Genomic DNA, 23,806 nt, shown 5'->3' with positions numbered 1-23,806 from the left:
GGTCGTTTCGTAATTGGAATTGAAATTCCAGTCAAGGCCATGCCATTGGTGGTCCGAACATGGTTTTGCACATAGCAAAGTAGCCATAACCATTTCTCGCCCCCCGCCGATCGTTGCCGCTCAGTTTAGCGAGCAAGCAACCCATAAGCTGGCATTGCACCATGAGGGGTGCGCCTGATAACCAGCCTCATGGCAACTTACAGCATCGAAACTTTGTGGTCGAAACTTTGGGCTCGCCGTTTCAGTCCGGATGATGCGCGATTGCGCTTTGAGCTTGGTGGCGAGGCCTTCGATAACACTAGCCAGCCAGTTCCCCGCTTTCTCCAGGCATTGCATCGGTCTTCAACCATAGCCGACGCGGTGTTCCGCGAAAATTGCGTGGCGCTTGTCGCCTGGAACGGACGAGAGCCAAATGCCCTTGATTATCCCGAAGTCAAAAATGGCTTTGATGCCCTTGCCGCAACAGGCTTTGATGCCCCACAAACTGGCGAGTGGAAGAGCATATTATATCCAGAATCTGATGATGATGAGCCATATGTCTGGACAGTTCGCAGCTACGACATCAGCGCCAACAAGGCCGCTCGCGACACCATTCTCTGGCACGCCATTGCCGATGAAATGCCCGTCTATCCAAGCGCTCCGGTTGTGACTTTTCTGATTGATCCCGTGCATGCGATCATGCTGCACGTCTATGATGATCGCGGCATGGACATCATGGCCGATGCGGCAGCCAGGTTGCGCGACACATATACGGCCTTCGACGGATGGCTTCTCGACTATGATCGCAACAGAATGGCTAATCTATTTTAGCCACGCCTGCTCGCAACACCGCGTCGCTCAAACCGGATGACCGCATGGCCATCACCCCTACCGCTTGGGCCACACCCATAGCGGCGGATCGGCATCCTCGGCGCGGGTTTCGCCCAGTTGCTTCGCCAGCCGTATCTCCTCTATCCGCCCGTCGCGCCGCAGCCCCTGAATCAGCCTTTCGCTGTGCGACACCAATATGATTTGCGTCCGTGCCGAAGCGCGCACCAGCAACCAGGCCAGCAGCGCCACCGACAGCAATAAATAAGTCAGGCCGACCCATCCGTAACGCGAAGAGTTTGCCCTGACCCGTTCGTTTCGAACATTTGGCAAGCCGCACTCGATAACAATCAGCCTGCCATCCACAACGAAAAAGGGGCCAGTCTTGCGACCGGCCCCTCTTCTGCTTTCCATCCCGAAGGAAGGAAAATCCGATTACATGCCGGCGCCCGGACCGTAGCTGATTTCCACGCGACGGTTCTGGACTTCACGAACGCCGTCCGCGGTTTCGACGCGGGGCTTCGATTCACCGAATGCCTGGGTGGTCATCACGCCGTCAGGGATACCCTTCGAGGCGAGATAAGCCTTGGTCGCGTCAGCGCGGCGCTGCGACAGGCCGACGTTGTACGAGGCCGAACCCGACTTGTCCGCGTGACCTGCCAGCATGACCTGCGCACTGCCGCAGCTGCTGTAGGCCGAAACCGCGTTGTCCAGAATGGTGGCGGCGTCAGGCGTGATGTCCGACTTGTCCCATTCGAAGAACACGATGTACGGTCCAGGGTTGCACTCCACAGCCGGCGGAGGCGGCGGCGGGGGAGGCGGCGGGGGCGGGGGCGGCGGGGGAGGCGGCGGCGGCGGAGCCGCTTCAGCCGGAGCGCCGAAGTTGTAGGTCAGGCCGAGCAGCAGGCTGTGCGTGCGCAGCTTGGTCTTGATGGTGTCGCCGGCATCCGCAACTGCGGTGGTGTAAGCCGGGATCAGCTTGATATCGTCCTGGTTGAAGAAACGATACTTCAGCGAGACGTCGACATTGCTGGTGACCGGGTAACGAACGCCAGCAATCGCCTGCCAGGCGAAGCCAGTGTCGCTGTCGTTCACGATGTCGCTGGCCAGCTTGCCGCGCGAAACGCCGACACCGCCGCCGACAAAGCCCTGAAGGCCATCGTCGGGACCGAAGTCGAGCAAGCCGTTCAGCATGAACGACAGAGCCGAAGCCGCACCACCGAAGTTGCTCTGGCTCAAGTCAACCTTGGCGCGCTTATATGCCGATTCCGCTTCCAGGCGGAAACCGCCGAAATCGTAACCGATATTGGCGTCGAAATCATATCCCTTATGGAAATCGACCGAACCGCCGGCATCGACGCCGTTTACGGTTGCGTTCTGGTCTTCCACAAGCAGGACGCCGGCGTCGACGCCAACGTACCAGCTGTTGTCGCGCGCGAAGGCCGGGCTGGCCAGGACGCTAGTCGCAAGAGCAGCCGCGAGGGCAAGCTTCCGCATTTGGTTTCCCCTTTCAAGAGTGTCACGAAGGACTGCTGAAACCCTGTATCCGCAAGAAGGTTTCATAGCAAGTCCACAATTAGTGAAACCGTTGCAAAAATAACGCACTAGCCCGCCTTCTGACGTCGCGACAGGCTAATGGGAAGGAATCCTAGACTATTGACGCACCACCGCAACAAGAAAAGCATATTAGCGTAATATTAGGCTACAATCAGCCCATGTGCACGCAGGGCTGACAGAATGGCCGCCAATGTTGTTCGCGCCTCGACATCGATAACGCTCCCTCCCCCCGGATTCGGGATCGCTGCCTGACGGGCGGCAATCACACGCTGATCGTCCACATACAGGCCATCACTTCGCACCGCACCGTCGCGCCAGTTCGTCCCGTCATGAAAAAGCCGGTGCCCCCGGTCGGCGACATCCATCGCCATGCCCGCGCGCGCCGTCACGAACCGCCATCCCCCCTCGCTCCAGCAGGCGATCGCCCCCGCCTGCCCGGCCCATCCCCCGCTGGCCCCCGCCGCCACGATCCAGCATTGCCCGATTTCCGGCGCGCCTGGCGGGCTCGCCACATCCGCGCTCTCCGCCCGCCCATGCAGCAACGCATCCACCAAAGTCAGCGCCTCATTATGAAAGACTTCCTTCTGCGCCTGCCCGGCAAACAGCAAAGGCAGCGCCCATCGCGGCGTCATATCCATGATCTTGTTCCTTTTTTAAAAAATGTCAGAAGCTGATGGCGATGCGCGCCGCCCGCCCCATGGCCAGCGTGCCGATCTGCGCCACCTCGACAGCCCAGTCCGCGCCCGCCGCGCCATCCGCCGCGATCATCGCCGCGTCATATGTCCAGCCCGGCACGCCCGTCTCCACGCTCCGCACCACGCGCTCGCCGTCCAGCACCCGCACCCGATAGCGCTCGCTTTCCTCGCCCAGCGGCACGTCCCCGCCATTGCTCCAGCGCCACCCCGCCCGGCTGCGCCTGACCCAGCCGATCACCCGGCCACCGCCCTCACCCCGCACCGTCAGATGCACCGGCGCAGGCGGCATCAGCGCCTCACCCCGGATCGCCAGCGCGGCCTCCACCGGTTCGACATCGCCCAGCCCGATCGCCGCCAGACGCAGGCTCGCCCCCACCTCCCCGCTCCCGCCCAGCGCCGTGAGCGGCTCCACCAGCCGATCCTCCTCGATCAGCAGGAAGCGATCACCCGCGCCATGCGCCGCCATCGCCCACTCGCTTCCCCGCAGCCCTCGCCGCAGCCCGCTGAGCCGCCAGCTTGCCGGCCCGATCCGCTCCGCCACCTCGAACTGGAGCAATTCCTCGCCCAGCAGACACAGGTTCCGCCCCTGCGCCAAGGCCGCCTCATCCGCGCCGCCCAGGTCCATATCCTCCGCCAGCAACGTCACCAGCAGTGCCTGCTCCCGGTCAACCAGCACCCGGCTACCGACCGGCAAGGCCGCATCCGCCGCCCCCATCACCGCCCGCCCGGCACTCCGCCCGATCGCGCTGGCCTCGCCGCTCTCGCTCATCACGAACAGCGCCGCACTGCGCCATCCCACCCCGCCGCTCGCCGCCGCCACGAGTAAGGGTGCACTCGCCACGCCATCCCGCAGCGGCGGCAAGTCCGCCAGCATCAGCACCGTCGCCCCATGCGGCGCATCCACCTGCCGCACGATCGCGCCGGAAGACGCGCCCGTCGGCAGCGCGCCGCCCGCCCCCGGCACCCGCCGCAGCGACAGGCGCACCGCCATCGCCTCCCATTCCCGCTCCTCGATCCGCCACAGCCCCGGCACATCCTCGACCGTCACCACCATGCCCGGCGTCAGGCCCAGCGCGCTCCAGTCGCAGCGCAGCGCCATCGTCGCCCGCCCGGTCCATGCCGCCCCCAGTCGCACCGCCGCCAGCGCCCGCGCATCGTCCGCGCCCATCACGACCGGCAGTTCCATCCCCTGCTCCTGCCGCCCCGGCCCCGGCCGTACCACCCGCTGCACCCCCGCCTGATAATCGCGCGCCGCGTCATAATGACGCAGGCTCAGCGCCACTGGCACGCCATCGGCCGCCCCACCCGATCGCTCGACCGGATCGATAACCTGCCCATTGATCCGCCGCGCCAGCCTGTCCGCGCTGATCTCCCCCTCGGGCGCGCCCGTCGCCCGCAACTGCAATCCCGCCTCACCCGTCGCCAGCGCCAGCCCCTGCGCCTCGACCAGCGGACCGATCGCCGCCCCGACATCAGTCCCGCCCGCCGCAAAGCCATCCAGCGCCGCCAACCCGGCCCCGCCCAGCGCTCCGTCGCTCAATTCCGCCGCAACCACCTCGATCGAAACCGCCCCCTCGTCCGCCTCCACCTCGAACGTCAGCGACGGAATCCGATTGCCATAATCCGCCAGCGCCAGATCCTCGAAGACGACATAGGCCATGCCCCGATGCCCCGGCGTCAGGCCCACGCTTTCCGCCGAAGCGATCAGCGGATCGACCGCCTGCGCTTCGTCACCCAGGTGCACCCGAAAAGCAGAAACCTCCGTCTTGAAATCCCCCGCAGCCCCTCGCAGCAAATTCCCATCCGCCCAGATTCGCCCGATCGACCGGATCGCCCGTGCCGACAGCGCCACCGCAAAACTCGCCGAATAGCTATAGGTCGTGATGCTCGCCCGCCCCTTGCCACCGCCGCTCTTGCTCTTCACCTCCTTCAGGTCCGTCGCCCAGATCACCGTTCCGGCGCCCCGCATCGTCCCGAAAATCTTCGGCACCTGCGTCCCGTAACTCGATGTCTGCACCTGCAAATCCGACAGGCGCGATCCCTCCCGCCCCTTGGGCTTGAACAGAACCTGATTGTCGATGACATTGCCGATCACCGCCCCGATCGCCGCGCCGATCGGCCCGCCCAGCACGGTCCCCACCGCCGTCAGCACCACCGTCGCCATAAGTTTCTCCCTCACCGCGTCATTGCGAGCGCAGCGAAGCAATCCACCGGCGCTCCCATGGATTGCTTCGCGGCGCTCGCAATGACGAAAATTGTTATTCGATCGGGCTCTATTCCACGGCCCACCATCCAAGAATCGGCCATGGCGACACCCCCGGCATCTCCACCACCCGCCCCAGCCCGGCATGGGCATGGACGAACCCCGCCCCCGTCCCGATCATCAGATGCAGTTGCAAAGGCCCCGGCCTTGCCAGCGCCAGATCGCCCGGCCGCCCCTGCGCCACAGGCCGCAACCCCGCCGCCCGCAGCCAGCCCTCGGCCCGCGCCACATCGCCACTGCGCAGCCCATAATCGCCCGGCGCTTCCCGCCCCAGGGCCAGCGCCGCCAGCCCCACGCAATCCAGCCCCGCGCGACTGCGCCCATGCAAACGAAACGGCACCCCGATCATCGCCCGCGCCCGCTCGACCGCCGCGCTCATGCGCCGGGATAGCGGGTCAGCAGATCCATCCCCGGCAGATAAGGCTCCCCCCGGAAATTCACGACATTGCCAAAGCGCCCCGCACAGGTCGCCATTTGCCGGTCGCACCCCTGCGTCAGCAGCGCCAAAGTCCCCGCCTCCACCGCAAAGGCCGGCGGATCGACCAGAGTCACACCCTCCGCGCCATTATCCGCCACCGCCTGCACCAGCCCGACATTGGCCCCGCCCAGCCAGCGCAACGTGCCAAAGGCATAGTCCCCCGCCCCCAGCCCACCGGCAGCCACTTCGGCCCCATCCACGGCCGTAACCGCCACGATCCGCCGCCGCCCCGCCATGTCGACCCGGCACGCCCTGTCGCCCAGCCGCGCCCGGCAATCGGGCGACGTACTCGGCGCCACCGGCCCACCCAGCACCGCCGCCGCGCCAATCAGCTCGGCCGTAAAAGCCGCCCCCTTGCGCGACACCGCCCCCATCTCGCCCCGCGCCAGCAGCAGCCACAGCGCACCGGGTGCCTCCCATTGCGTCAGCCGCAACTCCAGCGCCGCGCCATCCCAGCGCCCCGCCATCAAATCCGCCTCGCTGATCGCATCGCTGGTCAGCGCGCCCGCCACATCGCTATCCTCGCCCTCCAGCCCGATGCCCGATCGCACCGCCGAAGGCGTCATCCCCGGCGCCGCGCGATAGAGCAGCCCGCCCATCTCCAGATTGCGATCATGGCTGGTCAGGCCAATCGTCACCCCGTCCCGCCGCTCGATCCGCCAGCAAAAGGCCAGCGTAGTCAGCGCCCCATCCAGCCCCCCGCTCATTCGCGTATCTCCACCAGCGGCACCGACACCGCCTCCCCGGCGGCAAAGGTCGCCCGGTTGATCTCCAGCCGGTCCTCGGTAAAGCGCACCGGCACATCGAAACGGTAACCGGCCGTCAGCACCACGCCCTCGCCCGGCGCATCGTCAAAGGCGATTACGCCCATCCCCGCATGGCTCCACCCCGCCGTCAGTTCGACGCCATCGGCCGCCACGCGAATGCTGCCCGCGACCGGCCGGGTGATGGTCCGCGCCTGTGCCTCCTCCCCTGCGCCATAATATCGCATCAGCGGAAATTCGACCGCCACCCCGTCGCCAATGCCCAGCCGCTGGTCCAGCGGCCCCGGCACAGCCCCCGGCACCCCGCTGCGATCATCATAGGGATCGCTGAAGCGGAACCCCCGCGCCGCGCCCCGCCGCGCGCGAAAGAAAGCGATCAGCGTGGCGATATCCGCCTCGCTCCGCACCCCCGGCCCGGCATCATAAGACAGCCTTGCATCGGCCCAGTCGCTCGACCGCCGCTCATGCCCGGCCGGGCTCTCCACGATCTGCGTCGAAAAGGCGGGACTGATGCTCGCCTCCCGCCCGATCGACAGGGGAAAGATCACATCGTCAAAGGCTTGCACATCATCCTCCCCATGGATTGCAAAGCAGGTAAAGCCATCGCGACACACTTGCGGCATCGCCCAAATGAAGGTCGCCGCCGTCCCCCGCGCGACAGACGCCTGCGCCGCCGCCACGATCGCCCGCCACTGCCCGGCCTGCTCCGGCAACAGCACGAAGCCCGAAAAATATTGCTGTTCCTCGATCGGATAGCCCAGCCGCGCCGTCGCCAGTTCCACGCCCCGCGCGGTCAGATGCGGCCGCCCCTCCGTCACCCAGTCATAATCTTCCAGTTGCAGCACGTCGAAGGCGGGCGAAGCCCAGCCGACCGGCATGTTCGCCCGCTTGGCCTCCGGCGCGCGCGGATCGAGGATGGTCGGCAGATAGGCCAGCAAATGCGTCACCGCCCCCGGTGCAATCGCCTTCACATGCGCGCACAAGGCCGCCGTCGACGCCGCCAGCAACGCCCCCGCTGCATCCAGCAACTCGCACTGCGCCGCGTCCAGCTCGCCCCACAGGCTCCCGATCGACACCGGCGCGCCGCCCAGCGCCGCCCGCGCCGCATCGTCATAGATACAGATGCGCCCATCCCCCGGCATCACCCACCACCAGGGTTCCCCCACCTGAAAGCGGATCGTCAGACCCGCCTCCAACCCGATGGAAACAAAGGCCCCCGCCACTGCCTGCAAATAGGCCATCGCCCCGCTCTGCGCCGGCGACAGCAAAGTCGAAGGCGGCGACCATCCGGTCAGTGCCGGGTCGCCATTTTCCGCCCTTTGCTTCCAGTCGTTCCAGCAATGCGCATCGAACAATTCATAGGATAGCGACCAGATCAGCTCAAAACCCCATGCCTTCGCCTGCGCCGCGAAATCCCGGTGCCAGGCCGCGCAGGGCACATTCAGTACCCCGCCCGCCAGACTGACGAACAGGTCGCTGCCCGCCCGTTCCAGCCGGAAATAATGGCTCATGCCGACATAATGGTTGATCGCCCCGCGATAGCCCAGCGCATGGATCGCCGCCACGACCCGCGCGGGCGTCTGGTTGAAACAATCATCATAGCCGGTCGCGATTCCCAGCCCATGCTCCGGGAGCATCACATCGCCCACCGCCAGCACCGATCCCGCCCCGTCGCAGCGCAACTCGCTCAGTTCCGCCCAGCCTTCGACCGCAGCAGGAAAGTCCGTATCCCCCGCATCATAATCCGGCGGCACCAGCGAAATGAACATCCGGTCCACATCCCCTGCCCACACTGGGTCCGCCTCGCCGGGCAACAGATAGCCGCCCTCCATCGCCGAAAAATCCAGCGTGATGACAGCATCTTCCGGCCCGCCGCTCGCATAATTCCACAAGCGCACATACCAGGCCCGCGGCGCCCCGCCCGCATCCCGTCCCTCGATCGTCAGCGTCGGCCCATGCGTCTCGTCCAGCTTGCGCAGACCACCGGAGCGCCAGCGAAAGGACAGCACACAACTACGAAAATCCCGCCGGGTCTCATAGGCCAGCAGGGGATGGCTCCATCTATCCTCCGCCTCCCATATCAACCCCGCCAGATCGCCCGACCCGTAAAACACCGCATCCACCCGCAATGCATCCGGCGCGCTCGTCACCACCCCCGCCATCATCGGCCGGGGGAAATTCACCGTCCAGTGCGTCGCCGCAAAGCGTTTCATGAAGGCCGCCTCCTGCCCCCGCCGCGTATCGGCCAGCCAATAGCCTATCGTCATTGCGCCAATGCCCCCCGCACCGCCCGCGCCACCTGCCGCGCGCTGCGCGCCAGCAACCGGCTCTCGCTCTCGCCACCCCGGCCATTGACCGCGATGCTCACCCGCACGTCGCGCCCGCCGCCGCCACCGGCCGCCACCACCTGCCCGCTGCTCGTCGGCACGAACAATTCCGGCCCGCGCTCCCCGACCATATAAGCCCGTCCCCCCGTCACCGGCCCGCCGGTCGCCCGCCCCGGCGATCCCATCAGTGCCGTCAGCGCAGCCGTCGCCAGGCTCGCCAGCCCGCCCCCGCTGCTGCTCCCGCCACCCACCGCCGATTGCAGTGCGCTCGCCGCAATCTCATTCAGCGCCGACAAAGCCACCGCGCGCAGATCGTCAAAGCCCAGCTTGCCTGTCCTTACCGCCCGCAACAGCCCCTGCTCGATCCGCCGCCCGGCCCGATCCGCCCCATCGGCCAGCGGCCCTTCCATCTCCCCGCGCATCGCCGCCACATCCCGGCTCAACCCCTGCGTATCCGCCCGCACCCGCACCACCAAAGTCTCGATCTCGTCTTCCATATGCCCTCCCGCACCCCACAGAGCATGTGCTCCTGCGAAAGCAGGAGCCCAGTCCTGCCCTCGCTACTGGGCTCCTGCTTTCGCAGGAGCACGACGCGCCTCAATCCGGCATCACCCCCATCAACCGCCGCAACTCCGCCGCATCCACGCCAGCCTCCCCCGCTTCCTCCTCCCCCCGCGCCGCCCGCAGCACCGCAGCCAGCTCCGCCGGGGTCGCGCGCCAATAGTCGTCCGGCCGCCATCCCAGCAGCCACCCGGCCACCCCCGCCAGCCGCCCCGCCGCCTGCGCAAAGCGCGTCATTTCCCCGCCAATATCTGTTGCAGGATGGCCCTCAGCACCGGCGTCACCCGCGCCAGCCCCACCGCCAGCACCACCTCGCCCAGCGCCTCGCGCGTCAGCCGCTCGCGATCGACCAGACAATGCCAGAACAGCCCGACCAGCTCGGCCAGCGACAGCCGCCCGTCCGCCGCCCGCTCCACCAGCGCGAACAGCGGCCCCAATTCCGCTTCCGCCGCCACCAAAGCCGCGAAACTCGGCCGCACCAACAACTGCTCGCCACCAATCTCCAGCGCCGCTTCACCCCTCTCCGGGTTCGCCGCCGCGCCGCTCATTCGCTCACCACTGCGCCGCTGCTTTCCAAGCTCAGCGTATAATTGCGCTCGCCATTATAATCCCCGGCATAGTCCAGCCGCGTCACCAGAAAGCGCCCGCGCATCCGCTCCCCGCTCTCGAAGCTCAGTTCGAACGCCTCGATCGTCCCGGCCAACGCATGATTGCGCACCCGCACTTCCGCCGCCGATCCCGTGAACAGCCCCGCCGCCGACACGCTGACCGATCGCACCCCTGCGCCCGACAGCAATTCGCGCCAGCCGCCCGAATCCTTGCTGGTGATGTTCACCGCCTCGCCATTCACGGACAATTGCGTGGTGCGCATGCCGGCCACCGTCGCATATGTTGCGGGCATGTTGCCGTCGCCCACCTTCAGCAAAAACGCACTTCCTTTTTCGACGCCCATGGCGCATTCTCCAGCCAAGCGACACCGACGTCCGAAGCACCCTGCTACGGCCCGGAAAATCGCGAAAAAACAGGAGACTCGGCCGCCTTCCGCGCGACCGGTCTCAATAGAAATCTGGGGTTGATGGAGAGGTCCCGATGATTGTTGCCGCTTCGCTTGCGATGATGCTTGCCGCCGCGCCTGCCGCTGATGCCGTGGGCACCGGGCGCAAGGAATTTTCCAAATGCCTCAGCGCCCAGACACAGCCGGCGCTGGAAAAGAAATTGTCCGTCGGCGATTTCCAGTCCGCGATCAAAAGCGCCTGCGCCGACAAGGAAGCCGCCTTCCGCAACGCCATCATCGCCCAGGACAAGGCCGACAAAATGTCCGACGCCGACGCCAGCAGCGACGCCGACGACCAGATCTCCGAATATGTCGACAAGATCACCGGCGAATATGAAGAAAGCAGCCGCCCGAACTGACGTCCTCTTCCTCTCTCCCCCTCTCAGGGGGAGAGATACGAAGGCTTGGCAGCTTGCTGCCTAGCCGCAGTTGAGAGGGGGGCTGCGCTACGCCCCCTCCCGCACCGCCCTCACCCGATAATCCACCACGCCACGCCACCCCTGCGCGCTACTGCGCGCCACCCGCGATCGCAGCAACCGCGCACTAACAATCCGCCAGCCCGCCTCCACGCCCGCCGCGCTTATCGCCGGATCGACCCGCGCGATCATCCCGGCAAGCCGCCCCGGCGTCTCGTCCGCCACCACCAGCCCGATGGTCAGCCGCAACTCGCGCCCCTCGACATCCTTGCCGCCCCAGTCGCTGCCCAGACATTCGCCCACAAAACCAAGGGGCGCCGCCGCCCGCACCGGTTCCCCGTCATAAAGGCCATTGACCAGCGCCATCAGCGCCCCGTCCGCCCGCAACGCCGCGATCACCGCCGCCCGCACCGCCACTTCCGCGCTCATCGCCCTCTCCCCGCTTCCCGCATCACCAGATCGCGCAGCCATCGCGCCCGCAGCCCCCGCCCGGCCGCCACGACATCCTCGCCCTCGATCCCCGCCTCGACACCCGCATCCCCCAGCGCCGCCGCCCGTGCCTCCACCATCCGCACCAGCGCCGCCCTCATGCCAGCCGCATCCGCCGGAACGGTCGCCACAGCGCACTCACCACCGCCGGCGGCGCCGCGCTCTCATTCCCGCGCGCCAGATAATGGTCCGCCGCCAGCCGCACGATCCCCTGCCGCAAGGCCTCCGGCAGCCCGTTCATCTCCCCCGCCAGTCCCGCGCGATAGCGCACCGCCAGCACCCCCGGCTCACCCGCCCGCGTCGCCCGCACCCAGCCATCGCCCGCCGCATCCACATCGATCGCATAGGCCCCCACCGGCAAAGCCCCGCCATCCGCCGCCGTCACGCTCTCGATGCTCAGCACCGGCCGCGCCGACAGCCTCTGCCAGCGCCCGTCGCCTGCCACCGTCTCGCGCGCCTCCCGCGCTACCAGCCACTGGCCGACAAATTGCTCGCACAGCGCCGCCGCACTGCGCAGCAGCCCGGCCAGCACCGCATCTTCCGCTCCCGTCTCGATCCGCAAATAGGCTTTCAACTCCGCCAGCGACGCCGCCAGCCCCCCGCTTTCCCGTTCCACCAGCATCAGCGCTCCTCCACCCGGATCGTCAGCGTCCGCTCATCCACCTGCCCGTCGGACAGGGTGACGCGATTGGTCAACCGATAGACATGGCCGATCACCCCACCGCTCAGCCTTGCGCTGCTGCGCTGCGCCTCGAACGCGCTCGCCTCCACCACCAGCCCGCCCGTCTCCACCGGCGCCACCGTCCATCCGCTCGCGACCAGGCTCTGCCCGGCCAGATAGGCGGACCAGTCGACGCCATGGTCGATCCGCGCGTCCGGGTCTTTTACAAATAGGCTCATCTTATCCTGCTCCCCCGTTCCGCCTCGGCCCGCGCGGTCCGCGCCTCGCCCGGCACGCGCCAGCCCTGCCCCGGCCGCACGCCGCCGCGCCACGGCCCTGCCCAGCGATCCGCGCTCTCCGCCAGATCGCCGATCACCCCCGCGCCCAGCGCCTCACCCTGCATCGCTCGCCTCCAGCGCTGCCACCCGATCCGCCAACGCCGCGATCGCGCGCCGCTGCCACGCCGCCTCCAGCGCCAGACATTCCTCATAGCGCAGCCCCCAGCGCTCGCCCGCCGCCCGCGCCGGCCGCATGACAACGCCCTCGTCATCACATTCTTCAGCCTGCGCATCCCACGCATCATGACAGAGCAGACCCCATCGCTGCGCCGCGCCATCGCCCATCCGCGCATCGATCGCGTCGCGCACCTGCTGCGCCACCAGCCCGACATGCCATCGCGCCGCCACGCCCTTCTCCGCCACCGCCGCGCGAAAGCGATAGCGCACCCAGCGCACATCGCCCCACGCCTCGATCAGCGCCGGATCGACAGCCTCCATCTCCTGCTTCTCGCGCGCGTCGGACGTGCTGATCGTCCCGCTCCCGGCATAGACAATCGACCATCGCAGCGCGGCCCCGCCCAGCGCCAGACTATTGTCGCTCGCCGGCGCCAGCACGCCGCCCACCTGAAACTCGCCCGTATCGCGCCGGATGGTAAGCGCCGTGCCCAGCACCGACCCCGCATCGGAAAAGCGGCGCAGCGCAAAGTCCGACCCGGCATTGCTCCCACCCTCCGCGCCATTGGTCTTGCCCATGTCCCAGCGCCCCGCCGTGCCGCTGCGCCAGCGCAACAGCGCATATTGGCCGGCAAGCGAGTCGATATAGGAAAAGGCGGTCGAGGAGGGATGGCTCACCTGTAAACTGGTCAGCCCCGCCACCGCCCCGCCGCTGATCGCCACCGCCGACGCCGCCTGCACCGCCATGTCGCCCAGACCCAGCGCGCCGCGCGCACCGCTGGCGCTGGTCGCCCCGGTGCCCCCGCTCGCCAGCGCCAGCGTCCCGCCCAGCGTCAGCGTCCCGCTGCCCGTTACCGGCCCGCCCGACACGCTCAGCCCCGTCGTCCCGCCGCTCATCGCCACGCTGGTCACGGTGCCGCTCGTGCTGCTCGTCCCCGCGCCGATATAGCTGCGCACGCCCGCCGCATCCGCCCGCGTCAGCAGCGCCCGGCCGAAACTCGTCGTCGCCAGCGCCGCGATCGCCTCCAGATCGGCATCATAGGCCTGCACGTCGCTGCCGATCGCCAGCCCCAGATTGCTGCGCGCGACGCTGGCGCTCGACGCCCCGGTGCCGCCATCGGCCACCGCCAGATCCACGATGCCGCCGATCGTCCCGCCGCTGATCGCCACCGCGCCGGGGCTTTGCGTCGCGAGGGCGCCCAGCCCGATCGCCGCCCGCGCCGCCGCCGCATCGCCCGCGCCGATCAGGCTGCGCCCCTGCGCGCTCAGCGCCGTCAGCCCGGCCGCGCCCGCCCCGGTCCAGTAACTCATCTGGTCCGCTGCGCTCGCCTGCCCGGCCAGCGCCGTCAGATTGGCGCTCGCCCCCTGCTTGCCGTCCAGCGCCGCCGCCAGCCCGTCGATCGCCGCCATCCCATGGCCATGCGCCTCGACCGCCGCCGCCCATCCGGCATGCAGCGCCAGCCCGACCTTCTTCTCCAGCGGCGCAAAATCCACCGCCGCGCCGCCTGCCGAAGACGCCGCCGGCGTCCGCACCAGCCGCCCGGCCTCGTCCAGTTCCCCGGTCCCCGCCTCCCACTGGGTCGGATCGCCCACGCCCATGATCATATAGGGAAAGCGCGTCCCCGCCCCCAGCACATCGGCAAAAGCGCGATAACCCGCCACCGCCCCGCCCAGCAGCAACGGCCCATCCCCGCCATCATAACAGACCTCCCGCACCAGGTCGGCCATCTCCATCCCCGAAATCGCCACGCCCACCCCCTCGAACAAAGAACAAAAAAAGCCCCTCCCCTTTAGGTCGGAGAGGGGCACGTGACCCTCTTCGAGGGTTGGGGTGGGGGCGTGCCCCACCCCCACCGTTCAATTAAGAAGCCGCAAACTTCATCAATTTAATCGCTTCCGAATTGGCCACGCCGCCCCCGATCCGCTTGACCGCATAGAAATGCACGAACGGCTTGTTGCTGAACGGATCGCGCAGGATGCTCGTTTCGCTGCGCTCGGCGATCACATAGCCCGCCTGGAAATTGCCGAAGGCGATCGACAGACTGTTCGCGGCAATATCGGGCATGTCCTCGGCCTCGACCACGCGATAGCCCAGCAGCGTCGCCGGCTGCCCCGCCGCCATGGACGGCTGCCATAGAAACGCGCCATCGCTGGTCTTCATCTTGCGGATCACCGCCAGCGTCGCCGAGTTCATGACGAAGCTCGCCCCCTGCCGGTACGGCGCGCGCAGGCTCTGCACCAGATCAATGAGCCTGTCCTGCGGATTGGACGCAGCAAAGGCCCCCGCCGCCCCCGACGCCACATATTGCAGCGATCCGAAAGCGCGCACGCTGTCCGCCTCATTGGTGGTCGTATAGGTCAGGAAGCCCTTGGGCTTGCTGGTCCCATTGCCATTGACGAAGGCCGCGCCCTCCGCCGCCGCAAATTCGCGCGCAATCTCGCTCGCCAGCCAGCTTTCGACATCGAACTGCGCATCGTCCAGCATCGCCTGCGACGCCGCCGGATTGGCGAACAGTTCGCCCGAAGGCGGCACGATCTCGTTGAAGCTCGGCGTCCCCGTCTCGGCCCGCGCGCCCGTCTCGCTGGCCCAGCCCGACACGATCCCGCCCGACGTCACCAGCTTGCGATAGCCCGCCGTTCCGGTCCGCACGACATTGGCGATCCCGCGGATCGGCGACACGCTCTTGAGCGTAGCGTCGATCAGCTGATCGATCTCCCGCGGCACCGCATAGCCCCCCGCCGCGCCACTGGCGCCCGAAAAGCTCTTCAGCTCCACCCCGGCTTCCAGCCCCTGCCGCAGATAACGCTCCACGAACTGCGCCCGCGCCGGATCGACGGCACCACCCTTGACCCCATCCAGAGCCGGCCGCTGCTGCGCCAGCAAAGCCCCCTTCAGCGCCGCGACTTCCCCCGCCAGCCCCTCGATCCGCTCCCCCTGCGCCACCAGTTCCAGACTCGCCTCCAACATATCCGTCATTCCACTTCTCCCGCTTGCAGAAACGAAAAAAGGCGGCCCCGGATGGGACCGCCTTGCGACCTTTCAATAATTCAAACACCTAATTACGATAATCAGATGTATTTCACGCTAATATCCAAGCATTTTCTACAACCTTGGCAATCTGGACTTACGCCGCTGCCCTACCATACTCTGCTTCTGCCCTATACTTCGGAAACGAAATATCAGGGTTTGGAACAGGCATTCGCCGCTTAGGCAACGAAATAACTGGAGCCGTCAACACTGGCTTCAACTTACCACCCAAACGCAGCAATTCATCATACAAATGGCGATGCAATGCGTCCACATCACCTTTCATATCGTCCATTTGGATAGGCTCTAATGACGCGAAATGAAGCGCCGACATTGCCGAATGGTTGAATGCAATCGACTCGCAACCCAAACGAAGGTCATCGGGCTCAGCTTCGCATACATGATCCCATGCACGCGCAAAAAGAGTATCCATGAAGCCGTCAAGATCGGCCATTTCAGGCCACGTGTGCAGATTAACGAGATCCATTTCAAGCGGCGTAAGCGCTTTTCTCGATGCTAAGCCTAGGAAACGAAAGCCATTTTCCACAGCCGCTTCCAGCATATAGCCCAAGTTGATCGTCGGTGCCTCGATCGAGGTCAAATCTGTCCTGTAATCGAGGCGATACAGTGCGCGTTTCGAGTCAGTCATTATCGCCTCCTAGCTTCATGAGTGAACGGAGCTGGTTTCGACGTGCAGCAAGCCAGCCAATTGTATCTTCTGCTTGAACATCGGTTAACACCGTACCAACGAGTCGCCGGACAATATGTTGCACGTCCTGCTCATCCAGCGCCTCAATCGCAGCGACCGCCACCTCACGCGCCGGGCGCGCATTGGGTTGATCGCATGTTCCATATCCCTCCGACGCAGCAAGAGTCGAAGCATCGGCCCCTTGCCCGAGTAAATAGCTGTGGTCAATTGAAAGCAACTGCATTCTACCGCTGCTGTCAATCTCATAGAGCAGGTTTTGGGGGTGCTGGTTGTGGTCGATGTCACCAATCCACGTCCAGAAAGTACGAAGAGCTTCAAGCCCAGGAACATTGTGCTGATTCAATGAGGCGTTACCTTCACCCCAATGGCGCCCTGAACCAAGGCAAGCCAATGATAAGATCGTAAACCGATCCCACTCCGTGCCGTCTTGTGGTGCTCGTATTACTACCGGCGCAACCGGAAGGTGGAGAAGAAATCCCAAATCGGCAGCGATTTTCTCATTCGCTACAACTGGCGTCCCAGCATCCATACGGGGCTTTACGAAGCCAACCCTTGAACCTCCGAACGTGACCCTGCAAGCACCATCTGCTGACGAGCTGTAATCGCCTATTCTCGTCACATTCAAGATCTGAATTGGATTATCGAACCAATCTTCCGCTATATTTGGAACTGGATCGACAAAGCGACGAAGTTGGAGAGATGCTACGCTCATTATGCATTCATGGCGAAACGAACAATTTATGGCAAGTCGAGGAATGAGTATTCGTCTTGCATTATCGGCAACTGCCTCCCTCAACCGCCACCACCCGCGCCATGGGCTGCATCGGATGCGTCACCACGCTCACCTCGACCAGTTCCAGCGCCAGCAATTCGCGCGGCCCGGCGCCCCGCGCCGCCTTCACCCGATAGCCGAATGACAGCCCATCGACCGCGCGCGAAGCCAGTGCCGCCGCGGCCTCCCGCCCGGCCACCGTGCGCCGCGACACCCGGCCGATCACCCGCAGCCCGCGCGCATCTTCCCGCGCCGTCTCGACCACGCCGATGACGCTGCCCGGCCCATGCTGCCACAGCAAAGGCACGCCCGCCGCCTCCACGGCGCCAAAAGCCCCCGCCCGCACCACATCCCCGCCCCGGTCCACCCGATCGAAAATCGCCGCATAACCGGCAAAGCGCAGATCTCCGCTCATGCAAAACTCCGTTCGTCCTGAGTAGCCACTGAGCTTGTCGAAGTGGCGTATCGAAGGATGGCCCGCGCGCCTGCTTCGATACGAGGCTTCGACAAGCTCAGCCTCTACTCAGCACGAACGGGCGTTATTTCTGGGGATGCTTAAGCCCGCACCAGCCCCAGCAACCCCATCTTCACCGCAATCCCCAGCAGCAACAGCGCCATACCGATCCGCACGATCCAGCCGATCACCGCCCCGCGCGCCGCCTTCTTCGCGTCGCGCCAGGCGGACAGCAATTCGCGCAATTCCCGCACATCGCTCTCCGCGCGCCGGTCCGCCAGCCCCAGCCGCTCCAGCGCCCGCCCCGCGCCAAGGTCACTCGCCTCCTCGATCAGCGCGCGGATCGTCACCAGATCCAGCATCTGCCCATCCGCCTGCGCCACCAGACGCGCCAGCATCTCCTCTTTCATCGCCCGCTCCTTCCCATCCGCCCACTCTGCCCCTATCTGCACGCCATGAAGCGCACTCCCCGCAAAGTCCTGATCGTCCTCATCCTCGCCGCGATCGGCGCCCTCGCCTGGCATTTCGACCTGTTCCGCGCCGGCGACTGCCTGACGCAGGGCGGCACATGGAATTGGGACGGCAATTTCTGCCGCCTCGATTCCCTCCCCGCCCGCGCCCCGGACTGAAAAACACGCATATCGCAGACATGAAAAAGCCGCCCAAAAGGCGGCCCATTCTCCCTTATCTTCTCCGCGTCCCCGCGCCTCCGCGCGAAAAATTCAAATCCCCAGCATCGCCCTCTTCTCGTCCCCCGACAGGAAGTCCGCCGCCGCCACCCGCTCCCACAGCGCAGCCCGTTCATCCGCCAGCGCCGGCACCGCATCCAGATCCGGCTCGATCACCACGCCCGGCCACCAGGGCTGCAACCCTTGCGACAGCCCGGCGCAAATCTTGCCCACCAGCGGCAAGATCGCCTGCCGCCACAACGCCTTGTTCGCCTCGCGATAATTGGCGTAAGCATTGTCGCCCGGCAGCCCCATCAGCATCGGCGGCACCCCGAACGCCAAAGCAATCTCCCGCGCCGCCGCACTTTTCAGCCCCACGAAATCCATCTCCGCCGGGGTCAGGCTCATCGCCTTCCAGCTCAGCCCCCCCTCCAGCAGCATCGGCCGCCCCGCATTGGCCGCCCCCGCAAAGGCCACCTCCATCTCGCGCTTCACCCGCTCGAACTGGTCGGGCGACAGCACCGATCCATCGCCCGGCTCATAGACCATCGCGCCCGAAGGCCGCGCCGCATTGTCCAGCAGCGCCTTGTTCCACACGCTCGCCGCATTGTGGATCGCCACCGCCCCCGCCGCCGCGCCGATACAGCCCAGCCCATAATGATCGTCCAGCGGATGCAGCGCCTTCAAATGCAGCAAGCTGGTCCGCCCCGCGCCATCCTCCGGCGACAGCCGCGTCACGCTCTCCCCCACGCGATACAGATAAGCCGCCGGCCACCCCCGCGCATCCGCTTCCACGCTCACCCGCTCCGGCCGCAGCGCAAACAATTCGGCCGGCCGCCCATCCGCCCCCGCCATCACCTGCACATAGCCATTGCCGTGCAGCAGCAGATGACAGGCCAAAGTCTCCACCAGCCCCTGCCCCGCAGAGGCCCGCCCGACCAGCGCCAGGACGGCCGCATCCTCCGCCACCCCGCGCACCTTGATCGCACAGGCCCCCGCGCCTTCGGACACCAGCCGCATCGCCCGCTGCGCCACCGGATTGCCCATCACCCCGGCGCGCAACTGCGCCTCATAGGATGCCGGCCACTCCCCCAGCGCCACCGCGCCCGATCCCCAGGCACGCGCCAACACCGGCCGCGCATCCTGCGATGCGGCCGCCTTCGTCCCGAACCATTTCATGCTTTGCCTCCCAGCAATGAAGCCCACTCACATCCGCCGGAGGCACGACCTCTCAGATCATGGACTCTTCAGGTCCATGAACATCAGCGGCGTTTCCAGCGCCCTGTTCGCTTCCGTATCGAGCAGGCGAAATCCCAATTTGCGGTAGAAATCGATGGACTTACGTTTCGCATCCACGATCAGGAACCGGCATCCCGCATAGGGCTGGATGGACAGCGATATGACGCCGATGACCGTCGTCACCAGTTCCCGTCCCCAGCCCAGTCCTTCACAGCCGTCGCACACAGCCAGCCGCGCGATCCGCACCGCCGGCTGATAGCTGTACCGCTCGGCCGCTTTCTTGTCATCGATAGGGTAAGCGCCCTCCAGCTTGATCTCCGCGCACATGATGCTGGCATAGGCCAGAACATGCGGCGCATCAGGTCGCTTGATGACATAAGTCGTCGTCAGATGCGCAGCCCCGGATTTCAGCGCATCGCGACGCAGAAATTGTTGCAGCGGCCTGTCGCCGATGTCTTTCATACGAAAACGGCTGACCTGATCCAGGCCAGCCGCTTCCAGCTTCTTGATGATGATTTCCCCCGACATGGGAGAATTATGGGTCAGCGCGAAGCGCTGTCAATCTTGACCTGACCGGTTGCCAGCAATGTCGCCGCCAGTTCCTTGCCACGACTGACCGTCTGCTTGACGGCGACACTCTGCCCAGTGCGGGTCTGCGCCACGAATTTGCGTGCATCTTCTCCGCTCAGATGGAGACCACCAAAGCTACTCGAATGAACCGCCATAGAATCTCCTTTCCTCGCTGGAGCCATCGACATACATCTATGACCTGATGGCCATATCGCAGCGTGAATTACCAGAATTCACGCCCATCGCCAACCCGTCACCGATTCCGCGCCAACACCCGATCGCACACAGAATTCGTACCCTCGCTCTTGCCGATCACGCGCCCGGCCACCGCGCCCGCAGCGCCGGCCAGCAATGTCTCGCCCAGGCTCCCGCCCGCCAGCGCGCCAACGCCAGCACCACCGGCCGCACCGATCACCGTGCCCTTGTCGCGCCCCTGCTTGCCCTTGAGCAGACAGTATCGCACATCGTCCCGGTCGCGCGGCGCCGCACGGGCCACCCGCGCGCGATCCTTGCTGTTCAGACTGGCAGCCATCACCGGCGTCGCGATCACACTCACGCCAACAGCCACCGCCATCAGCTTCACCATCTTCATGTCACATACTCCTGATTACGGCAGGAGAACGATCCGGGCCGCCCACCAGTTCCCCGGCAGGCGGCCCCGAACCCCTCAATCAATCCGCGACACAAACTCGCCGATCGGCCGCCGCACCTTCTTCAGGCCCAGCAACCAGTCGCCCTCATCCGCGCGATAGCCGACCGGCATGATCGCCACCGACCGCAGCCCCCGCGCCCGCAAATCCAGTATCGCATCCAGCGCCGCCGGATCGAAGCCTTCCATCGGCGTCGCATCCACTTCCTCGAAAGCGGCGGCGGTCAGCGCGATGCCCAGCCCGACATAGGCCTGCCGCGCGGCATGTTCGAAATTGGTCTGCGCATCGCGCTGCGGATAAGTGCCCAGCAGCATCTGCCGATAGGCTTCCCAGCCCTCATTCCGGAACCCGCGCTCGTCATTCACCAGGTCGAACATATGATTGATCCGGTCGGCGGTATAATTGTCCCACGCGGCAAAGACGATCAGATGCGACGCATCCGTCACCTGCTCCTGGTTCCAGGCGATCGCCTTGATCTGCTCGCGAATATCCTTGTTGGTGACGACGATCACCTCGAACTGCTGCAACCCGCTCGACGTCGGCGCCAGCCGCACCGCCTCCAGGATACGCTCGATCTTGTCTTCGGGCACCCGCTTGTCCGGGTTCATCTTCTTGGTGGCATAGCGCCAGTTCAACCGATCGATCAGCATGCAAACTCCTCAAAACAGTGCCCGCCGGAGATAGGCCCGGCCGATGACGCTGTGATGTAGAGGAGTAGGCGGAGAAATAAAGGTCTTGGTTTGAAACTTTTACAAACGCCTTGTGCCCCCTTTACACCTGATCCACTAATGCTGAGAAGCAGATGAATTCGTGCATGGCCTACTGTTTGATGCGAAATGGCGGAAAATAAAAAGGGGAAACCGGCGTGGCCCCAATTCCAATATTCAAAGCTTCCACTGGAGCTTTCTCCCGGTACCGTTGACGGAACGGCGGTGTTATCCGCGAGTCCTCACATTTTACGTCAGCGATTTTAATCAGGCTTGATGCATTATAACGCATTTCCATTTGCATGTTCTGCAAAATGTACGATCTATAATCTAAAATTATTCTAGGAAATTAGAGCCCGTTTGAGAATGGGTTGATGCGGCAACGCGGGCGTGATTCAAGCTTGGCATGTGGAGCCGAGCGAGCCGTAGCCGGATGGCAGGATTTGAAAAGCGATCAAAGCGCTACCCGACCGATCTGACGGACGAAGAATGGCTGTTCATTCAGCCGTTTCTGCCGCCCGAGGCCAAGCGCGGTCGCAAGCCAGAAACGGACCAGCGTGATGTCCTCGATGCGTTGCGCTATCTGGCCCGAACAGGTGGTGGATGGCGAATGTTGCCGAACGACTTCCCGCCCTGGCAGACGGTGTATTGGTGGTTTCGCCGTTTCGTGCGCCGACTGCTGTTCCGCACGGTCCACGACGTTACCCTCATGCTGGACCGTGAACGCGAAGGGCGTGAGCAAAGCCCGACGGCGGCCGTCGTGGATAGCCAGTCGATCAAGGCGCCAGCGGCAGAAAAACGGGGCTTTGATGCAGGCAAGAAGGTCCTCGGTCGTAAACGGCACATTGCCGTCGATACCGATGGCCGATTGCTCATGGTCAATCTGACCACTGCCGACATCTCCGACAGCGCTGGCGCTCAAACGATCGTCGCGGCAGTTCGCAAGCGATGGCCGTGGCTGAAGCATTTGTTCGCCGATGGCGCCTACGACCGCACCCGCCTGATGGACGCCGCCGCCTATCAGGACTTCGTCCTCGAGATCATCCGCCGCTCCGGCAAAGAGCCGGGCTTTAAGGTGCTGCCAAGGCGCTGGGTCGTCGAGCGTACCTTCGGTTGGATGACCCGGTGGAAACGCCTCGTCCGCGACTACGAGCAGCGGATCGACGTCTCGGAGGCCATGATCCATGTCGCTCTAGGCAGTCTCATGCTCCGCAGAATTGTCCATCCATGACATTCTCAAACGGACTCTGAGCAATGACAGAAAAGGTTTTCAATCCAGAATTCAACCGCTTCTGTTTAAAATGGGCGACACCAATACCTGGCAACACAACAGTCTACGGAGGCTCGATTCGCACCTCATCAGAGGCAGCTCGAAAACAGCTTCATGTTTTAAAGGCTGAATTGTTCGAGCAACTTCTCTTGTTCGGTGGAGTCAATTTCAGCATTAATGGACCCAATACGATCATACCTATTCTGTATCGCTCGATGAACACCAAGGCTTTGGATGCATTGCTAGAACAGCAGGCTCTTTCGTTCACCGTCTGGACACCGCAGCCTATGATGGCCCACGATCAAGGGAGGGTGAAGGCTACCTTTGTGGGCCGTATCGGCGACGGTAATGATAGCGAACTCGACATAGAAAAGATTATCGATATCGGCCTTGAAGTGCAGTCAGTCGGAATGATTGACAGCTACAAAAAAGAGCTACGAAAAAAACTAATCTCTGCTCACACCCTTTTGGATTCCAATCTCCCAGCGACTGCTTGGGACGTCGCAGGGCAAGCTTTAACAGCGGGAGAATTGGAGGGGATGGGCCTATCAAAGCGATCAACGATCATCGAATCGCCCACGTGCGATGGCGAGAGATTAAATGAAATCGCAGAATCAATCACGGCCTACCGGTACATTCTAGATCATGGTATGATTTCGCAGAATAATGCAGGCACCTTCGACTGCTTCCGCTTTGGCGCAGAACAAATAAAAGAAACAAGCTCTTCTACAAACGCATTCTCCGTAATTTCGAATTTCGAAAAATTTCCAAATCTTCGTGCTTTGTACGATAAAGTTGACAAGCCACTTCAGGTAGCCGCATCGTTTAGGTCTACAAACACGGCCAATCGTTTTAGGGACTGGCTCTCCACTGTGGCGGAATCGCCTAGTGATGCGGCGCTGATCCGCGAATATGTCGATGCCTGCGCGCAGCGAAAAGGTCTATTTGATTCTGCGCCGGCGAAGTTCTTAAAAGTTACAACTATGGTTGCCGTTGGTAGCCTCCTTGTACCCGGCGCCGAACTTTTAGGAGCAGTTGCGGGCGCTGCACTAGGCCCCGTTACCGACGCTGCTGCTAAAATGGTTGCTGGAAAATCAGCTGAACTTGGACTCGGTGTCATAGATTCATTTTTAATCGATAGTCTGAAAAGAGGGTGGAGCCCGAAGGCCTATTTTGATCGACTGCGCCGATATCAATCACAAAGTTGAAGTAAAT

Annotated in this window: 32 protein-coding genes; 5 read left to right on the top strand and 27 right to left on the bottom strand. The window is 64.4% G+C overall.

What is annotated here, in order from left to right; genetic code table 11:
• The first annotated feature begins 168 nt into the window (after positions 1-168).
• Positions 169-810 carry a DUF3885 domain-containing protein gene (locus BMY84_RS05590; RefSeq protein ID WP_143074987.1) on the top strand — a complete coding sequence of 214 codons (642 nt, stop codon included), beginning with the start codon at positions 169-171 and terminating at the stop codon, positions 808-810.
• A 57-nt stretch (positions 811-867) separates the two neighbouring features.
• Here BMY84_RS05590 and BMY84_RS05585 read toward each other — a convergent pair whose 3' ends face one another.
• From BMY84_RS05585 to BMY84_RS05535, 11 genes are all read right to left on the bottom strand, one after another.
• A complete protein-coding gene (locus tag BMY84_RS05585; RefSeq protein WP_143074986.1) occupies positions 868-1,140 on the bottom strand; it encodes a hypothetical protein in 273 nt (90 codons plus the stop codon).
• Between the two features lie 102 nt (positions 1,141-1,242).
• A complete protein-coding gene (locus tag BMY84_RS05580) occupies positions 1,243-2,304 on the bottom strand; it encodes an OmpA family protein (protein ID WP_093081418.1) in 1,062 nt (353 codons plus the stop codon).
• 200 nt (positions 2,305-2,504) lie between these two features.
• Positions 2,505-3,002 (bottom strand): DUF2793 domain-containing protein, encoded by a 498-nt coding sequence (locus BMY84_RS05575; RefSeq protein WP_093081416.1) that lies wholly within the window; start codon positions 3,000-3,002, stop codon positions 2,505-2,507.
• A 25-nt stretch (positions 3,003-3,027) separates the two neighbouring features.
• Positions 3,028-5,223: a phage tail protein gene (locus BMY84_RS05570; protein ID WP_093081414.1), complete on the bottom strand. Its 2,196-nt coding sequence runs from the start codon at positions 5,221-5,223 to the stop codon at positions 3,028-3,030.
• Between the two features lie 109 nt (positions 5,224-5,332).
• Positions 5,333-5,701 (bottom strand): hypothetical protein, encoded by a 369-nt coding sequence (locus BMY84_RS05565; protein ID WP_093081411.1) that lies wholly within the window; start codon positions 5,699-5,701, stop codon positions 5,333-5,335.
• Positions 5,698-6,507 (bottom strand): DUF2163 domain-containing protein, encoded by an 810-nt coding sequence (locus BMY84_RS05560; protein ID WP_093081409.1) that lies wholly within the window; start codon positions 6,505-6,507, stop codon positions 5,698-5,700. The genes BMY84_RS05565 and BMY84_RS05560 overlap by 4 nt, the downstream gene beginning before the upstream one ends.
• Complete coding sequence (locus tag BMY84_RS05555) at positions 6,504-8,831, bottom strand: DUF2460 domain-containing protein (RefSeq protein WP_093081406.1); 2,328 nt, start codon at positions 8,829-8,831, stop codon at positions 6,504-6,506. The genes BMY84_RS05560 and BMY84_RS05555 overlap by 4 nt, the downstream gene beginning before the upstream one ends.
• Positions 8,828-9,388 (bottom strand): tail tape measure protein, encoded by a 561-nt coding sequence (locus BMY84_RS05550; protein ID WP_093081404.1) that lies wholly within the window; start codon positions 9,386-9,388, stop codon positions 8,828-8,830. The genes BMY84_RS05555 and BMY84_RS05550 overlap by 4 nt, the downstream gene beginning before the upstream one ends.
• 100 nt (positions 9,389-9,488) lie before the next feature.
• Entirely contained in the window at positions 9,489-9,689 is a 201-nt protein-coding gene (locus tag BMY84_RS05545; protein WP_093081401.1) for a phage tail assembly chaperone, read from the bottom strand.
• Positions 9,686-10,000: a GTA-gp10 family protein gene (locus BMY84_RS05540; protein ID WP_093081399.1), complete on the bottom strand. Its 315-nt coding sequence runs from the start codon at positions 9,998-10,000 to the stop codon at positions 9,686-9,688. Before BMY84_RS05540 ends, BMY84_RS05545 begins: the two co-directional genes overlap by 4 nt.
• Positions 9,997-10,404, bottom strand: a complete 408-nt coding sequence (locus tag BMY84_RS05535) for a phage tail tube protein (protein ID WP_093081397.1) — start codon at positions 10,402-10,404, stop codon at positions 9,997-9,999. The genes BMY84_RS05540 and BMY84_RS05535 overlap by 4 nt, the downstream gene beginning before the upstream one ends.
• A 137-nt stretch (positions 10,405-10,541) precedes the next feature.
• Between BMY84_RS05535 and BMY84_RS05530 the strand changes: the two genes are divergently transcribed.
• The gene (locus tag BMY84_RS05530) at positions 10,542-10,865 is read left to right on the top strand and encodes a hypothetical protein (protein ID WP_093081395.1); all 324 of its coding nucleotides are present in this window, start codon (positions 10,542-10,544) and stop codon (positions 10,863-10,865) included.
• Positions 10,866-10,952: 87 nt separating this feature from the next.
• On the opposite strand, the gene BMY84_RS05525 is transcribed toward BMY84_RS05530, so the two are convergent.
• The 11 genes from BMY84_RS05525 to BMY84_RS05480 form a co-directional block, all read right to left on the bottom strand.
• Positions 10,953-11,351: a tail completion protein gp17 gene (locus BMY84_RS05525; protein WP_093081393.1), complete on the bottom strand. Its 399-nt coding sequence runs from the start codon at positions 11,349-11,351 to the stop codon at positions 10,953-10,955.
• The gene (locus tag BMY84_RS29640; RefSeq protein ID WP_177203902.1) at positions 11,348-11,512 is read right to left on the bottom strand and encodes a hypothetical protein; all 165 of its coding nucleotides are present in this window, start codon (positions 11,510-11,512) and stop codon (positions 11,348-11,350) included. Before BMY84_RS29640 ends, BMY84_RS05525 begins: the two co-directional genes overlap by 4 nt.
• A complete protein-coding gene (locus tag BMY84_RS05515; protein WP_093081389.1) occupies positions 11,509-12,033 on the bottom strand; it encodes a head-tail connector protein in 525 nt (174 codons plus the stop codon). Before BMY84_RS05515 ends, BMY84_RS29640 begins: the two co-directional genes overlap by 4 nt.
• Complete coding sequence (locus tag BMY84_RS05510; RefSeq protein ID WP_093081386.1) at positions 12,033-12,311, bottom strand: phage fiber-tail adaptor protein; 279 nt, start codon at positions 12,309-12,311, stop codon at positions 12,033-12,035. The genes BMY84_RS05515 and BMY84_RS05510 overlap by 1 nt, the downstream gene beginning before the upstream one ends.
• Positions 12,308-12,475 (bottom strand): hypothetical protein, encoded by a 168-nt coding sequence (locus tag BMY84_RS29635; RefSeq protein WP_177185085.1) that lies wholly within the window; start codon positions 12,473-12,475, stop codon positions 12,308-12,310. The genes BMY84_RS05510 and BMY84_RS29635 overlap by 4 nt, the downstream gene beginning before the upstream one ends.
• Positions 12,465-14,273 carry a tail fiber domain-containing protein gene (locus BMY84_RS05505; protein WP_143074985.1) on the bottom strand — a complete coding sequence of 603 codons (1,809 nt, stop codon included), beginning with the start codon at positions 14,271-14,273 and terminating at the stop codon, positions 12,465-12,467. The genes BMY84_RS29635 and BMY84_RS05505 overlap by 11 nt, the downstream gene beginning before the upstream one ends.
• A gap of 112 nt (positions 14,274-14,385) precedes the next feature.
• Positions 14,386-15,501: a phage major capsid protein gene (locus BMY84_RS05500; RefSeq protein WP_093081381.1), complete on the bottom strand. Its 1,116-nt coding sequence runs from the start codon at positions 15,499-15,501 to the stop codon at positions 14,386-14,388.
• Positions 15,502-15,649: 148 nt separating this feature from the next.
• Entirely contained in the window at positions 15,650-16,201 is a 552-nt protein-coding gene (locus BMY84_RS05495; RefSeq protein ID WP_093081379.1) for a hypothetical protein, read from the bottom strand.
• Positions 16,194-16,973, bottom strand: coding sequence for a hypothetical protein (locus BMY84_RS29005; protein ID WP_143074984.1), 780 nt, complete (start codon positions 16,971-16,973; stop codon positions 16,194-16,196). The genes BMY84_RS05495 and BMY84_RS29005 overlap by 8 nt, the downstream gene beginning before the upstream one ends.
• Positions 16,974-17,034: 61 nt before the next feature.
• Entirely contained in the window at positions 17,035-17,448 is a 414-nt protein-coding gene (locus BMY84_RS05485) for an HK97 family phage prohead protease (RefSeq protein WP_093081373.1), read from the bottom strand.
• Between the two features lie 140 nt (positions 17,449-17,588).
• Positions 17,589-17,897, bottom strand: coding sequence for a DUF6127 family protein (locus tag BMY84_RS05480; RefSeq protein ID WP_093081371.1), 309 nt, complete (start codon positions 17,895-17,897; stop codon positions 17,589-17,591).
• A gap of 45 nt (positions 17,898-17,942) precedes the next feature.
• Here BMY84_RS05480 and BMY84_RS29630 point away from each other — a divergent pair, with 45 nt between their 5' ends.
• Positions 17,943-18,116 (top strand): hypothetical protein, encoded by a 174-nt coding sequence (locus BMY84_RS29630; RefSeq protein WP_177203901.1) that lies wholly within the window; start codon positions 17,943-17,945, stop codon positions 18,114-18,116.
• 93 nt (positions 18,117-18,209) lie between these two features.
• On the opposite strand, the gene BMY84_RS05475 is transcribed toward BMY84_RS29630, so the two are convergent.
• The 5 genes from BMY84_RS05475 to BMY84_RS05455 form a co-directional block, all read right to left on the bottom strand.
• The gene (locus BMY84_RS05475) at positions 18,210-19,334 is read right to left on the bottom strand and encodes a phage portal protein (protein WP_093081368.1); all 1,125 of its coding nucleotides are present in this window, start codon (positions 19,332-19,334) and stop codon (positions 18,210-18,212) included.
• Positions 19,335-19,391: 57 nt separating this feature from the next.
• Complete coding sequence (locus tag BMY84_RS05470) at positions 19,392-19,922, bottom strand: GNAT family N-acetyltransferase (RefSeq protein WP_093081366.1); 531 nt, start codon at positions 19,920-19,922, stop codon at positions 19,392-19,394.
• A gap of 14 nt (positions 19,923-19,936) precedes the next feature.
• The gene (locus tag BMY84_RS05465; RefSeq protein ID WP_093081364.1) at positions 19,937-20,119 is read right to left on the bottom strand and encodes a hypothetical protein; all 183 of its coding nucleotides are present in this window, start codon (positions 20,117-20,119) and stop codon (positions 19,937-19,939) included.
• A 98-nt stretch (positions 20,120-20,217) separates the two neighbouring features.
• Positions 20,218-20,556 carry a hypothetical protein gene (locus tag BMY84_RS05460; protein WP_093081361.1) on the bottom strand — a complete coding sequence of 113 codons (339 nt, stop codon included), beginning with the start codon at positions 20,554-20,556 and terminating at the stop codon, positions 20,218-20,220.
• Between the two features lie 75 nt (positions 20,557-20,631).
• Positions 20,632-21,264 (bottom strand): NAD(P)H-dependent oxidoreductase, encoded by a 633-nt coding sequence (locus BMY84_RS05455; RefSeq protein WP_093081359.1) that lies wholly within the window; start codon positions 21,262-21,264, stop codon positions 20,632-20,634.
• 463 nt (positions 21,265-21,727) lie between these two features.
• On the opposite strand from BMY84_RS05455, the gene BMY84_RS05450 reads away from it, so the two are divergent.
• Positions 21,728-22,552 carry an IS5 family transposase gene (locus BMY84_RS05450; protein ID WP_093081356.1) on the top strand — a complete coding sequence of 275 codons (825 nt, stop codon included), beginning with the start codon at positions 21,728-21,730 and terminating at the stop codon, positions 22,550-22,552.
• A 23-nt stretch (positions 22,553-22,575) separates the two neighbouring features.
• The gene (locus BMY84_RS05445; RefSeq protein ID WP_143074983.1) at positions 22,576-23,799 is read left to right on the top strand and encodes a hypothetical protein; all 1,224 of its coding nucleotides are present in this window, start codon (positions 22,576-22,578) and stop codon (positions 23,797-23,799) included.
• The last annotated feature ends 7 nt before the right edge of the window (positions 23,800-23,806 follow it).

This window comes from Sphingobium sp. AP50 (genome assembly GCF_900109095.1).
GTDB lineage: Bacteria > Pseudomonadota > Alphaproteobacteria > Sphingomonadales > Sphingomonadaceae > Sphingobium.
This window is presented reverse-complemented; position numbering and strand designations above follow the sequence as displayed.

What these genes read in the sequence shown, in the direction of transcription:
- BMY84_RS05580 (WP_093081418.1), bottom strand. Translation starts at nt 2,304, where the DNA reads ATGCGGAAGCTTGCCCTCGCGGCTGCTCTTGCGACTAGCGTCCTGGCC.
- BMY84_RS05575 (WP_093081416.1), bottom strand. Translation starts at nt 3,002, where the DNA reads ATGGATATGACGCCGCGATGGGCGCTGCCTTTGCTGTTTGCCGGGCAG.
- BMY84_RS05570 (WP_093081414.1), bottom strand. Translation starts at nt 5,223, where the DNA reads ATGGCGACGGTGGTGCTGACGGCGGTGGGGACCGTGCTGGGCGGGCCG.
- BMY84_RS05565 (WP_093081411.1), bottom strand. Translation starts at nt 5,701, where the DNA reads ATGAGCGCGGCGGTCGAGCGGGCGCGGGCGATGATCGGGGTGCCGTTT.
- BMY84_RS05560 (WP_093081409.1), bottom strand. Translation starts at nt 6,507, where the DNA reads ATGAGCGGGGGGCTGGATGGGGCGCTGACTACGCTGGCCTTTTGCTGG.
- BMY84_RS05555 (WP_093081406.1), bottom strand. Translation starts at nt 8,831, where the DNA reads ATGACGATAGGCTATTGGCTGGCCGATACGCGGCGGGGGCAGGAGGCG.
- BMY84_RS05550 (WP_093081404.1), bottom strand. Translation starts at nt 9,388, where the DNA reads ATGGAAGACGAGATCGAGACTTTGGTGGTGCGGGTGCGGGCGGATACG.
- BMY84_RS05545 (WP_093081401.1), bottom strand. Translation starts at nt 9,689, where the DNA reads ATGACGCGCTTTGCGCAGGCGGCGGGGCGGCTGGCGGGGGTGGCCGGG.
- BMY84_RS05540 (WP_093081399.1), bottom strand. Translation starts at nt 10,000, where the DNA reads ATGAGCGGCGCGGCGGCGAACCCGGAGAGGGGTGAAGCGGCGCTGGAG.
- BMY84_RS05535 (WP_093081397.1), bottom strand. Translation starts at nt 10,404, where the DNA reads ATGGGCGTCGAAAAAGGAAGTGCGTTTTTGCTGAAGGTGGGCGACGGC.
- BMY84_RS05530 (WP_093081395.1), top strand. Translation starts at nt 10,542, where the DNA reads ATGATTGTTGCCGCTTCGCTTGCGATGATGCTTGCCGCCGCGCCTGCC.
- BMY84_RS05525 (WP_093081393.1), bottom strand. Translation starts at nt 11,351, where the DNA reads ATGAGCGCGGAAGTGGCGGTGCGGGCGGCGGTGATCGCGGCGTTGCGG.
- BMY84_RS29640 (WP_177203902.1), bottom strand. Translation starts at nt 11,512, where the DNA reads ATGAGGGCGGCGCTGGTGCGGATGGTGGAGGCACGGGCGGCGGCGCTG.
- BMY84_RS05515 (WP_093081389.1), bottom strand. Translation starts at nt 12,033, where the DNA reads ATGCTGGTGGAACGGGAAAGCGGGGGGCTGGCGGCGTCGCTGGCGGAG.
- BMY84_RS05510 (WP_093081386.1), bottom strand. Translation starts at nt 12,311, where the DNA reads ATGAGCCTATTTGTAAAAGACCCGGACGCGCGGATCGACCATGGCGTC.
- BMY84_RS29635 (WP_177185085.1), bottom strand. Translation starts at nt 12,475, where the DNA reads ATGCAGGGTGAGGCGCTGGGCGCGGGGGTGATCGGCGATCTGGCGGAG.
- BMY84_RS05500 (WP_093081381.1), bottom strand. Translation starts at nt 15,501, where the DNA reads ATGACGGATATGTTGGAGGCGAGTCTGGAACTGGTGGCGCAGGGGGAG.
- BMY84_RS05495 (WP_093081379.1), bottom strand. Translation starts at nt 16,201, where the DNA reads ATGACTGACTCGAAACGCGCACTGTATCGCCTCGATTACAGGACAGAT.
- BMY84_RS29005 (WP_143074984.1), bottom strand. Translation starts at nt 16,973, where the DNA reads ATGAGCGTAGCATCTCTCCAACTTCGTCGCTTTGTCGATCCAGTTCCA.
- BMY84_RS05485 (WP_093081373.1), bottom strand. Translation starts at nt 17,448, where the DNA reads ATGAGCGGAGATCTGCGCTTTGCCGGTTATGCGGCGATTTTCGATCGG.
- BMY84_RS05480 (WP_093081371.1), bottom strand. Translation starts at nt 17,897, where the DNA reads ATGAAAGAGGAGATGCTGGCGCGTCTGGTGGCGCAGGCGGATGGGCAG.
- BMY84_RS29630 (WP_177203901.1), top strand. Translation starts at nt 17,943, where the DNA reads ATGAAGCGCACTCCCCGCAAAGTCCTGATCGTCCTCATCCTCGCCGCG.
- BMY84_RS05475 (WP_093081368.1), bottom strand. Translation starts at nt 19,334, where the DNA reads ATGAAATGGTTCGGGACGAAGGCGGCCGCATCGCAGGATGCGCGGCCG.
- BMY84_RS05470 (WP_093081366.1), bottom strand. Translation starts at nt 19,922, where the DNA reads ATGTCGGGGGAAATCATCATCAAGAAGCTGGAAGCGGCTGGCCTGGAT.
- BMY84_RS05465 (WP_093081364.1), bottom strand. Translation starts at nt 20,119, where the DNA reads ATGGCGGTTCATTCGAGTAGCTTTGGTGGTCTCCATCTGAGCGGAGAA.
- BMY84_RS05460 (WP_093081361.1), bottom strand. Translation starts at nt 20,556, where the DNA reads ATGAAGATGGTGAAGCTGATGGCGGTGGCTGTTGGCGTGAGTGTGATC.
- BMY84_RS05455 (WP_093081359.1), bottom strand. Translation starts at nt 21,264, where the DNA reads ATGCTGATCGATCGGTTGAACTGGCGCTATGCCACCAAGAAGATGAAC.
- BMY84_RS05450 (WP_093081356.1), top strand. Translation starts at nt 21,728, where the DNA reads ATGTGGAGCCGAGCGAGCCGTAGCCGGATGGCAGGATTTGAAAAGCGA.
- BMY84_RS05445 (WP_143074983.1), top strand. Translation starts at nt 22,576, where the DNA reads ATGACAGAAAAGGTTTTCAATCCAGAATTCAACCGCTTCTGTTTAAAA.